This is a genomic window from Streptomyces sp. NPDC044061 (assembly GCF_056434305.1).
Genome location: NZ_JBWKFL010000013.1, coordinates 84944 through 95101, shown reverse-complemented (window position 1 = coordinate 95101; position 10158 = coordinate 84944). Strand labels below are relative to the sequence as shown.

Annotated in this window: 4 protein-coding genes; 2 read left to right on the top strand and 2 right to left on the bottom strand. The window is 70.5% G+C overall.

The window, feature by feature from the left end:
• Window positions 1–144: 144 nt before the first annotated feature.
• On the bottom strand, window positions 145–1293 hold the full coding sequence (locus AC07CM_RS22145) for a GNAT family N-acetyltransferase (RefSeq protein ID WP_478878140.1): 1149 nt from the start codon (window positions 1291–1293) through the stop codon (window positions 145–147).
• A 494-nt stretch (window positions 1294–1787) separates the two neighbouring features.
• On the opposite strand from AC07CM_RS22145, the gene AC07CM_RS22140 reads away from it, so the two are divergent.
• Together AC07CM_RS22140 and AC07CM_RS22135 are read left to right on the top strand one after the other, a co-directional pair.
• Complete coding sequence (locus AC07CM_RS22140; RefSeq protein WP_478878139.1) at window positions 1788–3155, top strand: hypothetical protein; 1368 nt, start codon at window positions 1788–1790, stop codon at window positions 3153–3155.
• Window positions 3156–3170: 15 nt separating this feature from the next.
• Window positions 3171–4532 carry an MFS transporter gene (locus AC07CM_RS22135; RefSeq protein ID WP_478878138.1) on the top strand — a complete coding sequence of 454 codons (1362 nt, stop codon included), beginning with the start codon at window positions 3171–3173 and terminating at the stop codon, window positions 4530–4532.
• A 677-nt stretch (window positions 4533–5209) separates the two neighbouring features.
• On the opposite strand, the gene AC07CM_RS22130 is transcribed toward AC07CM_RS22135, so the two are convergent.
• Entirely contained in the window at window positions 5210–10147 is a 4938-nt protein-coding gene (locus AC07CM_RS22130) for an amino acid adenylation domain-containing protein (protein ID WP_478878137.1), read from the bottom strand.
• Between the last annotated feature and the right edge of the window lie 11 nt (window positions 10148–10158).

The following is a 10158-nucleotide window of genomic DNA, read 5'->3' as shown; positions in this document are numbered from 1 at the left end:
TGGTAAAAGGACGAGACAGTAAGCACCAAGAGATGAGAGTGGGGCCATTTCCGTGGACCCGGCCCGTCTCCTGGTTGGATTCCCACAGGAGCCGCCCCGGTCCGCGGCGTCAGAGAACTCCGCTTGCCTCGGCGGCGGTCGGCCTCAGCAGTACGGCTCCCAGAGCTCGTACTCCAGGGCGCCGGAAACCGCGGGCGAGGAGTCGCGCAGACGGGCGAGCAGGGCGTGGTTGTGCGCGCGGATCTCCTCGTCGTACCCGGTCAGCGGGCTGTCCTCGGACAGGTCCAGCAGCCACAGCGGCCGGAGCCTCGCGCCGCGCAGGGCCTTTCCTTCCGCGGTCTCGGTGCCCGCGTGCACCCAGCGCACTCCCGGCAGGCGCGCCGCCATGTAGTAGGTGAGGTTGAAGTACTCGGCGGCCGAGGCGAGTCGGTCGTGGTCGAGGCCCAGCGCCCGCAGGTACACGGTGTCGCCCCGGCGGTAGTACATGCAGAAGCCGACGGGCGGTTCGCCGGGGCGCGAGCACAGCACCACCTGGGCGCGTGAACCGGCGAGTTCACCCTGCTTGCGGAAGGACTCGGCCATCGGGGCGGCGTCGACGGTTCTGCCGTAGCGCAGCAGCGAACGGGCCAGCAGCTGGGCGACGTCCTGCCAGGACTCGGCGAGCGTCCGGTGCTCCAGCTCGTATCCGACCTTCTCGAACTTCCTTATCTCGCTACGGATACGACGGGCCCGGTGCGCCGACAGCGATTCCAGCCAGGCAGGGAAGCCGCCGGGCGGGATCTCGATCCAGGCGTCGGTCTTCAGCGCGACCGGGGCGGTCCGTACCCCCGCCGCTCGCAACGCCTTCACGTCCTCGGTGGTCAGGTACATCGCCACGCGGGCGATCTTCGCGTCCTCGTGCAATGGTGAGCGCAGCGCACGGACCGCGCCGAGCACTTCGGCGGCGGCCTCGGTCCGATCGGTACCCTCACTCGTCAGCAGGTGCGCCAGGTAGCCGCGACGCTGGCCGATGAGCAGGCCGCCCGGCTCGGGCGCCGTCAGGCCGCGCGCGGCAAGCAGGTCGTGCCACCGCAAATCCGGGTTGGGCTCCTCGGTCACCGCTGCCACGGGAATCGCGGCCCGGCCACCGCCCGGGGTCTGCACGTGCAGTCCGCCGGAGACCGCCCCGGGGTCGAGGGCGCACACCCGCAGCCACAGCGCCGACGAGTAGAACCTGCCGTCGGCGAGCCGGTCCCACTCGGTGTCCCCGAGCCCTCCGACGGCGTCGGCGAACGTGTCCGTCGTGGCGGTCATGGCGCCTCCATAGTCTCTGCCTGACCGTGCCCGCGAAGTCGCTGCGCGATCGGACGCTGAATGTGCCGCACATCTCACGCAGGCGCTGTCCGAACCTGCGCGGCGAGCGGTTGACGTGGCTGATCTGAACCGATGGTGAGGCCGTCGCCGACCGCGACCGGCGACTCCAGGGCGGCAGCAGCATCCCGGCGGCTGCCCGAAAGGCTTCTGCCGCCGCGCCGAGGGCCGTTTCCGTCGCTGCCGCGGAGATGTTCGAGAGCAGCTGGGGAAATGTCCAGGGGTTTCGTTTCCAGCTTGTTCAAATCATCGCCGGCGGCCTTTTCTGGGGGTTCAAGAATTCCATTCCTAACACAGGTGCTCACAGTCCGAAGGGGCCAACGGTCGGCAAATGAGCCCCAATTGAGCCCCAATTGAGTCGCGACGGGGACCGGAGTGGAACAGTGGCCTTCGCGGACCGAGGGGCTCGGTCACCAGCGAGCAGGAGCGGAGATCACATGTCGGCGGAGCGGGTAACGGCCCAGTACAACAAGGAGTTCCGCGCGCCGGGCAGCGACCTGCCCGCGGTCGCTCAGCACGTCAGGAACTTCCCGACGCTCGTACCTTGGCACGGCGAGTACCTGGCCAGGCCCCTCTTCGTCGCCGAGCGAGAGCTTCGCGAATTCTCCGATGACCTGCAGCACCTCATCGACATTCTCTTTTCCTTGCCGGACCGTATGTTCGGCGGCGATCTGAACGCTTTCCGAAACGTGCTCGGCATCACCGACGGCCGCTGGGAGGCGATTCGGCGGTTCGGCGACCTGGTGCCCCCCTCCTTCGGCCGGGCCGACATGTACCACGACGGCACCTCGTTCAAGCTCCTTGAGACGAATCTGGGGAGCGAGTCCGGCGGCTGGGCTCTCGCGAGTGAGATGTCCCAGGCGACGATGGAGGTCGATGCCTTCGCCGACTTCGCGCGCCGGCACCGGCTCGGCTATGTGCATCCCATTCGCGCCGTGGTCGAGGCGCTGCGCCGCTTCGGCGCTCGGGTGGCACCCGGCCGCGAGCCGGTGGTGGCCATGCTCGAATGGCGTGGCGGAATGACGGACTACGGCGAGCTCTGGCTCAACTTCCAGTCCGCACTGCGCTCGGCGGGTTTCGACATCCTGCTGGCCGAGGTCTCCGATGTGCACGAACGCGATGGGGCGCTCTACCTCGGGGACAAGAAGATCGACGTGGTCTACCGCGCCTTCGTCCCGGACCAGATCGCCGAGGAGCCCGGCGGCTGGGACCTGATCGCACCCCTGCTCCGCGCGCACCGGACGGGAAGGACATTGCTGTGGACCCCGCTCTCCAGCAATGTGTTCGCCAACAAGGCCTGTATGGCACTGCTTTCGGACCCGGCGTGGCGGCGCACCTTCAGCGAGGACGAGTGCCGGCTCGTCGACCGGGTGCTGCCCTGGACCCGCCTGATCAACACTGATGCCCTCAAGGCCGACACCGACCTCGTCGACGAATGCCTGGCGCGGCGCGAACAGTTGATCCTGAAGGTCAACGGGCGCGGCGGCGGAGTAGGCGTCGTGGTGGGCTGGGAAACGGACGACGCCACCTGGCGGCGGGCTCTGGAGAACTACGCCGAAGAAGGATGCATCGTGCAGCAGAGGGTGTTGCCGCGGTCTGAACTCGTGGTGGACCCGGTATCCGGGGAAACCGAGGAATGGCATGCGGCCTATGGCCTGTTCTACACCCCGGACGGTTGTGCCGGATCCTACGCCAAAGTGGTACCGGCCGGTTCGGGCGGCATCATCTCCATCGCATCGCATGCCAAGGCGTGCAGCGCGGCCGTCTTCTACCAGAGCGAGCTGCCCGCCGGTGCGACGAAGTAAAGGGAAGAAGTCGTGATGCCGCAGCAGTCACCCGCACCTTCGGCGTGGCAGCGGTTCCAGACGGCCTGGGGTCTGCCGAACCTCAACGGGAAAGGCCGTTTCGTCACGGCCAACCTGATCGACAGCCTGGGAAACGGGTTGGTGGTGGCGTTCACCGTCGTCTTCTTCGTGAAGACGACGACGCTGTCACTGGTCGCCGTCGGTGCCACGCTCACCGCCGGCCAACTGCTCGCCCTGCCCTTTCCGCTCATCATCGGGCACCAGCTGGACAAGTACGGTCCGCGCATCGTGGTCGGCTGGGGCAACTGGGTATCGGTGGCTGGATTCATCGGTTTCCAGTTCTCGCACGCGGCCTGGCAGATCGTGTTGTGGCAGTTCGTGGTGCAACTGGGCTCCACCGCCTTCTGGATGGGCAACAGTCCACTCACCGTGCTGGTCGCCCGGGGCGTCGAGCGGGCCCGCTGGTTCGGGTTCGTGCGCGCCATGCGTAACGTCGGCGTCGGTTTCGGCGGCGTCGTGTCCGCGGTGGCCCTGAGTATCGGAACCGTCGCCGGGCTGCGGACGGTCATGGTGATCAACGCGGTCACCTTCGCCGTCGCGGGCTGGCTCGTTCTCACCTTGCGGGGCGCGGACACGAGCGAGGCGGCCGGCGCCGAGCCCGACGAGCCGAAGCCCGTCCGGCCGGAGCAGGCAGCGGGCGAAACCACCGGACAGCCCTCGGCCGGCTATCTCACCGTACTGAAGGACACCCGGTACCTGCGGCTGGTCGCGACGAACATCTCCTTCGTCTTCGCCTCCACGGTGATCTCCGTGCTGCTTGCCGTCTACGCAGTGGACAACCTCGCTGTCAGCGCCTGGATCGTCGGTGTGATCGTCGTACTGAACACGGCCATGGTCGCACTGCTCCAGACGCTCGCCAGCCGGTGGATCGAGTCCCGCAGCCCGGTGACGGTGCTGGTGCTGGCCCTGCTGTTCAACGCGGCGTCGTTCGTCGTCTTCGGCACGCTGCTCGTGCTGCCCGGCTGGGCGGTGGTCGTCGGGCTGTTGATCGCGATGGTGCTCTACACCGTGGGCGAGATGCTCGGCTCGCCGCCGACCAGCGAACTGAGCGTGGTGATGGCACCGGAACATCTGCGGGGCCGCTATCTGGGCGTCTACCAGATGTCCTGGTCGATCGGTGCTGCCGTCGCCCCGGCGCTGCTCACAGCGCTGCTGGAGGGCGGTGCGGCGCTGCCCTGGATGTTCCTCGCCGCGCTCAGCGTGCTGGCCGTACCGCTCGTGATCGGGCTCGACCGGCCGCCCGCCGGCACGGGCCAGGCCGCACCAGCCGGGGACACCACCCCCGTGGAACAGTTCGGAGGCGACCCCGTCGACTGAACCTGGCCACGCCTGTTGAGCCGCACCGAGCCCAACGCCGTCCGCCGTCCGGCAGCACACCGGGCGGCGGACGAGTTGCCCGTGTTCACCGTTCGCCGTTCACCGTTCGCCGTTCGGCCATTCGTCGGCCCGCGGCCGCAGCCCCATGCCGCGTCCCGGTCGGCATCGGCTCGCCGAGCCGCTCTCCGCCGAGCGCGATGCCACCCTGACGGCCGACGGCGCCTCCGGTGCCGGGCGGCATGCCAACCTGGGACGGGGAGGTCAGCCGCGCTGCCCGCATCCGCGCCAAGGACGCGGAGCCGCGAACAGCGCGCACGACAGTGAGGAACGGCCCGTCTCGCCGAGCGGCCAGTGGCACACACGGATGGCAGGGTGTGTCCGGCGTGGACCGGGCGGCAGCGGGAGGGGATCGGCTCCTTGCCGAAAGGCGGAGGCGACAGCCGTTCTGCGGGGTTCGAGCCACGGCCGGCCGCGGGCGCCGACTCCTCGGGAACGGCGCCAGAGGTTCAGTGCCAGTCGTTCAGCCCGTCGCACCGCGCGGTCTCGCGGCCACGGCTGCGGCTGCGCCGTGCTCCGAACGAGGACGACGGCGCAGCCGCGGTTCAGGAGCGCCTGCTTCGGTGCGTGCCCCTGCGAACGGGGATCGACCGGAACGACGCTGGTGCCGCTTGCGCTGCTCATTGCCTCGCGTCCGCCTCCAAGGCCTCTGCGAGACCCGCAACGGTGGGGTTGCTGAACAGGAGGACCGGCGAGACCCGGCGCCCGAGCCGCTCGCCGAGTCGGCTCGCGACCATGGTGATGATCAACGAGGAGCCGCCCACGTCGAAGAAGCCGTCCTGTGGGCCGAAATCGTCCTCGATGCCCAGGCACTCCCGCCACACGTCGGCGACGAGCAGCTGCTGCTTGGTGAGGTTCCGACGGGTGGCAGGTGCCTGGTCGGACGCCGGGCGTGGGTCGGGCAGTGCGTTCCGGTCGACCTTGCCGTTCGGGGTGAGGGGGATGTCGGCGATCACGGTATAGCTCTGCGGCAGCATGTACGGCGGAAGCCGCTCCGCCAGATGGGCGCGCACCTCCGCCGGGTCAGGGGCGGGTCGGTCGGGGAGCTCGAGGATCAGGTAGGCCGCAAGCTGGTCCGCAACGGCGCCGAGTCGGCGCACGGCCACCACGCAGTCGGCCAGCGCGGGGTGGCTCTGGAGCGCGGCCTCGATCTCGCCGAGCTCGATGCGGAAGCCGCGCACCTTGACCTGATGGTCGTTGCGGCCGAGAAAGACCAGATTCCCATCGGGCAGCAGCCGGACCACATCACCCGTGGCGTACATACGTGCGCCGGGCTTCGCGGCGTACGGGTCAGGCAGGTACGCCGCGGCTGTGCGGGCCGGCCTGCCGAGATAGCCGCGACCGACCGCGCTGCCGCCGACGTAAAGCTCCCCGCGACAGCCCGGGACGACCGGGCGCAGCCGCTGGTCCAGCACGTAGAGGTGCGCGTTGTCCGTCGCCCGGCCGAACGGGACGCTCGCGAGGTGGCTGTGCCGATCGAGCGACTCCTCGGTGATCGGGCAGTACGCCGAGGTGACGGTCGCTTCGGTGGGCCCGTACTCGTTGAAGACCTGACATCCCGGCGCCGTGGAAGACAGGATGCGGCGGGCGACGTCGTGCGGCACGGCCTCGGCCCCGGTGAACACCAGGCGTACGGAGGCGAGTCGCGGAGCGGGATCCGTACCGGACTCCAGCAGGATCCGCATCTGCGAGGGCGTCGCGTTGAGCGTGGTGATGCCGCGCTCGGCGACTTCCCGCAGGAACTCCTCGGGGTCGTAGGCGGCGGTGGGGCTAGCCAGGTGCAGTTCGGCGCCGGACAGCAGGCACTGGAAGATCTCCCAGACCGAGTTGTCGAACGCCACCGAGTGGTTGAGCAGGGCCCGGTCCCGCCCGCTGAGTCGGCACAGCCGCTGGTTCCACTCCAGGAACCCGGTGATGTTGGCGTGGGTGATCGCCACACCCTTGGGGTTGCCGGTCGAGCCGGACGTGTAGATCACGTAGGCGAGGTGGTGCGGCTGTGCCTCCTCGGCCGGCCCGGGGTCCGCCCCGGGCTCCTGGTCCACCGCCACGAGCCGGACGCCGTCGCCGAACAGGACCGAGGTGGGGTGCTCCGGGTCGGCGACGACCAGCTGTACGCCCGAGTCGGCGAGCAGGTACCGCAGCCGGTCCGTCGGGTAACCGGGGTCGAACGGCACATAGGCGCCGCCCGCCTTCAGCACGCCGAGCAGGGCGACCACCAGCTCCACCGAGCGCTCCAGACAGACCGCGACCAGGCTTTCGGGACGCACTCCCCTGGCACGCAGCTCGTGGGCCAGCGCGCTGGCCCGCGCGTCGATCTCGGCGAACGTCAGCGACCGGCCATCGCCCACGACACAGACCGCGTCCGATGTCGTCCGCACCTGGCGGTCCCACAGGCGGACCAGGGTGGTCGGCTCGGGCAGCGGCTCGGCGCTGTTGCCGAGGGAGACGGCACGCAGTTCGTCGGCCGAGACGATCTCCAGTTCGGACAGTCGGGACGTGGCGTCGGAGACCATCTGCTCGATCACCCGCAGGAAGTGCCGGCCGAGGCCCCGGGCAAAGTCCGCGTCGAACAGGTCGGTGGCGTACTCGACGGAGATGCTGAGGTCACCGGCCCCGGTGGCGTGGTCCGTCACGTCGAGGGCGAGGTCGAATCGGGCGGTGCCGAGCCGTCCCTCCAGTTCCTTGCGGTCGTACAGTTCGGGCAGGTGCCCGCCCCTCGGCTCCTCGTGCAGGGCGAAGAGCACCTGGAAGAGCGGGTTGCGGCTCAGGTCGCGCTCAGGGCTCAGCTCCGCCACCAGCTTCTCGAAGGGCAGCTCCTGGTGCGCGTACGCCTGCCGCGTGACCTCGCGGACCCGGCCGAGCAGCTCGCGCCAGGTCGGGTCGCCGGACAGGTCGGTGCGCAGGACGACGGTGTTCACGAAGTAGCCGACCACATCGTCCAGTTCGGGGCGTGGCCGGCCGCCTGTCAGGGTGCCCACGGCGACATCGCTCTCATCGGCGTACCGACCGAGCAGCACCTGCAACGGGGCCAGCAGACCCATGAACAGGGTGACGCCCTCGGCCCGGCACAGTGTGCGCAGCCGCTGCGCCAAGTCGGCTGGGACGCACAGCAGTTCGCGGCGGCCACGGTGGCTCGCGACGGCGGGCCGGGGGCGGCTCGCGGGCAGCTCCAGGACGGGCACTCCGGACAGCCGGGTGCGCCAGTGGATGAGCAGCCGCTCCAGCTCGGCACCGGTGAGTCGCTCGCGCTGCCAGGCCGCGTAGTCGGCGTACGTCACAGGCAGCCGTGCCGGGTCGGGGCGACGGCCGGCGGCGAGCTCCGTGTAGAGCTCGCCCAGTTCCCGCACCATCAGGTCAACCGACGTTCCGTCGCAGGCTATGTGATGAAACGTCAGCAACATGACGTCACGACTAGGGGTGCCCAGCACGTCCGCGCGCAGCAGCGGTGGCCGCCCGAGGGCGAAGGGGGCGCGGATCCGCTCGGTCAGCAGCGCGTCCAGGTCCTCTTCGGCGACCTCGATGCGGCGCAGCGGCACCGGTCCCGGCTCATGCGGTTCGGGCAGGCCCCGGCCGGCGACGGCTACGACGGCCGTACGCAGCGCCGGGTGCCTTCGCACCAGCGCGGTCAGGCAGTCCTGCAGCAGCGTCAGGTCGAAGCGTGCGCCGCCGGACATGCCCAGGACGACCGGCAGATGGTACGCGGGCACCGAGTCGTTCAGCTGCTCGAAGAACCAGATCCGCTCTTGGCCGAAAGAGAGTTCGACGGTCGCGGCCGCGGGGATCGGCTCGTCGTCCAAGGGCTCCAGGTCGTCCAGGGCGGCGGCGAGCGCGGCGGGTGTCGGACGGGCGAAGACCGACTGGGCGTCGACCGGTACGCCGAGCTCCGCACGCAGCCGGGCGACGGCCCGCACCGCGGTGAGCGACTGGCCACCCAGGCCGAAGAAGTCGTCGTACGGGGACACGTCGTCGAGCCCGAGCACTTCGGCCCACACCCGGCGCACCGCCGTGGTGTGCGGCGGCAGCAGGGCATCGTCGAGTACCGGGCCGCCTGCCCTCACCGGGCTGTAGGGGATCCGCCGCACGGCGCCGCGGTCGGCCTTGCCCGCGGGCGTCCGAGGGAGGGCGTCGAGCACCGCGTAGCCTTGGGCCACCATGTGGGCGGGAAGCCGCCGTGCGAGATGGTCACGGACCTGGCGGGGCAGGTCATCGGACGAGTTCCGCGCGTCGTGCGCGGGCACGAGGTACGCCACCAACTGGTCACCGCCCGCTGCGTCAAGGTCGACGACCACCACCGCGTCCGTGACGAGGGGATGACTGCGCACACAGGCCTCGATCTCGCCGAGCTCGATGCGGAAACCGCGCACCTTGACCTGGTGGTCGTCACGGCCCAGCACCTCGAGGGTGCCGTCGTCGGACCACCGGGCGAGGTCGCCGGTCCGGTACAGGCGCCCGGAAGCGTCCCCGAACGGGTCGGGCACGAACCGGTCGGCGGTCAGCGCGGGCCGGTTGAGGTAGCCGCGCGCCACACCCGCGCCACCGATCCACAGCTCGCCGGTGACTCCCGGGCCGGCCTCCCGTCCACCCTCGTCCACGACGTGCAGCCGGGTGTTGGAAAGGGCCGTGCCGACTGTGACCCGGTCGGTCACGGCGTCGACGCGGGCCGCGGTGGCCCACACCGTCGCTTCGGTCGGCCCGTACAGGTTCCACAGGGTGCCGCCGGTGGCGCGCAGGTCGCGGGCCAGCGGCGGATCGAGCGGTTCCCCGCCCGACAGCAGTACCCGGCCGTGCCCGTCCGTCCAGCCGGACGCCAGCAGCATCCGCCAGGTGGTCGGGGTCGCCTGGACGACGCTCACACCCGCCTCGGCGATGGTGGCGGCCAGCAGCTCGGGGTCGGTGTTGGCGGCGCGCGGGGCCATCACCACCGTCGCCCCCCGGGTCAGCGGCAGGAACAGCTCCAGTATGGAGATGTCGAACGACAGCGGGGTCAGTGCGAGGACCCGGTCGTCCGCCCCGAGGCCGGGGCGTTCGCCCACACTGCGCAGGAACGAGGTGATCGCCGCGTGGTCGACGGCCACGCCTTTGGGCAGGCCGGTCGATCCGGAGGTGTAGATGACGTAGGCCAGGTGGTGCGGACGCGCCACCTGGGCCACGGGTGCGCCAGGTTCCGAGGGGAACTCCTCGGCCAGCAGGACGTCGGTCACGCCGGACGCCAGGGCCTGCGCGCGGCCGTCCGCGTCGCACAGCCACAGCGCGGCCCCCGCGTCGGTGGTCATGTGCCGCAGCCGGTCGGCCGGGTAGCCCGGGTCGAGGGGCAGGTACGCGGCACCCGACTTCAGGATGCCGAGCAGGGCCACGACCATCTCCACCGAGCGGCCGAGGCAGACGCCGACCAGGTTCTCGGGTCCGATGCCACGTGCCTGCAGCTCCGCGGCGAGTGCCGTGGCCCGGCGGTCCACGTCGGCGTAGGTCGCGCGGTGTGCTCCCACGACGACGGCGACCGCGTCGGGTGTCGCGGCTGCCTGCCGCTCCCACAGTGCGACCAGGGTGGTCGGCGCCATGAACGGATCCT

What these genes read in the sequence shown, in the direction of transcription:
- AC07CM_RS22145 (WP_478878140.1), bottom strand. Translation starts at nt 1,293, where the DNA reads ATGACCGCCACGACGGACACGTTCGCCGACGCCGTCGGAGGGCTCGGG.
- AC07CM_RS22140 (WP_478878139.1), top strand. Translation starts at nt 1,788, where the DNA reads ATGTCGGCGGAGCGGGTAACGGCCCAGTACAACAAGGAGTTCCGCGCG.
- AC07CM_RS22135 (WP_478878138.1), top strand. Translation starts at nt 3,171, where the DNA reads ATGCCGCAGCAGTCACCCGCACCTTCGGCGTGGCAGCGGTTCCAGACG.
- AC07CM_RS22130 (WP_478878137.1), bottom strand. Translation starts at nt 10,147, where the DNA reads ATGGCGCCGACCACCCTGGTCGCACTGTGGGAGCGGCAGGCAGCCGCG.